Genomic DNA, 1,465 nt, shown 5'->3' on the forward strand with positions numbered 1-1,465 from the left:
GGCTCTTGAGCACTCTCTGGGGAGCGGTTACCTGGAGTGACGTCGAGGGCAGTCTGAAGACCTCTAGGCAAGCCCGGCTGGGTGGAGATTTGGCAACTCGTCGCGTATAGCGACGGCTGTTCTGTGACGATCTTGATCGCCAAGATCTGATCATCAAGAACGGCCGCGGGGAGTCATCGTGCTGCATCCGGTCACCAGCGACCAGGCTCGTCTGCTGCGTTTGTTGTTCCCGCACTTGGACGGGCTGGATTTCGAGCGGATCGAGGATGCGAGCGGCAGCGTCCGGATCATGGCATGTACCGGAACCGAGCTGGCCATCTGCCCGCGGTGCGCCACACCGACTACTCGGGTGCATGACCGGTACCGGCGGCGTCTGCAGGATGTGTCTTGTGGCGGGCGGCCGATCCAGGTCGCGTTAGAGGTCCGCCGGTTCGTCTGCGGCAGCGGTTCCTGCCCGGTCGCGACGTTCGCCGAACAGGTCGACGGGCTGACCGCCAAGCACCAGCGCCGCACCGTGGGGCTTCGGGGCCTGCTGGAGCGGGTCGCGCTCGCGCTGGCCGGCAGCGCGGGCTCCCGTCTGGCGCGCGTGATGGGCCAGGTCGTCTCGCGTTTCACGCTGATCCGGATGATCCGGGCGCTGCCGGATCCTGAGGTCGGGCAGGTCACTGTCCTCGGAGTTGACGATTTCGCCAAGCGCAAGGGCGCCTCGTACGCGACCGTCCTGCTGGACATGGACACCCACCAGGTCATCGACGTGCTCGACGGCCGTGAGGCCGACACCTTCGCCAACTGGCTGCGCGCGCATCCGGGCATCGAGGTGATCTGCAGGGACAGGGGAGGTTCCTATGCGCTGGGAGCCCGGCAGGGCGCGCCCGATGCTCAGCAGGTGGCTGACAGGTTTCATCTGCTCCAGGACCTGGGCAAGGCGGTGGAGAAGACCGTCATCGCCCACCATGCCGCCCTGCACGACCCCGATCCCGGCCCGGACCACGGGAAGCCCGCGCCGACGGCGGCGCCACACCCCATCGTGCCTGGTGCAGACCTCGCGCCGCCGCCCGCCGAACCGGACGGATACCGTGACGGTGCAGGTCAGCCGCGGCGGCTGGTCGCCCGGCACACGGAGCGGTACGACGCCATCCAAGCCCTGCTGGCCAAAGGGCTGTCGCTCTCGGCGATCGGCCGTGAGCTGGGATTGAACCGGCAGACCGTGGCCCGGTTCGCCCGCGCCGAGAGTCTGGAGCAGGTGCTGTTCAAGGCCACTCACCGCGCCGGCATCCTGGACGACTTCAAGCCCTACCTCCACCAGCGATGGAACCAAGGAGTCACCAACGCCGCCGCCCTTCATGCCGAGATCAAGAGCCGGGGCTGGAAGGGCAGTGCCGAAGCCGTCCGCGCCCACCTGCGGCAATACCGCCCCGACCCCACCGACGGCCAGCAGCGGCCCAGACAGGCCCCCACCACCGCC

At 68.3% G+C, this 1,465-nt stretch carries 1 protein-coding gene; it reads left to right on the forward strand.

Features of this window, described 5'->3' with window-relative positions; genetic code table 11:
* Positions 1–178: 178 nt before the first annotated feature.
* Positions 179–1,465: ISL3 family transposase (locus FAF44_RS53200; protein WP_237111119.1), on the forward strand; the 1,287-nt coding region annotated here is incomplete at its 3' end.

Origin of the sequence: Nonomuraea sp. MG754425 (genome assembly GCF_021699195.1) — a bacterium.
In the GTDB taxonomy this organism is placed as follows: domain Bacteria; phylum Actinomycetota; class Actinomycetes; order Streptosporangiales; family Streptosporangiaceae; genus Nonomuraea.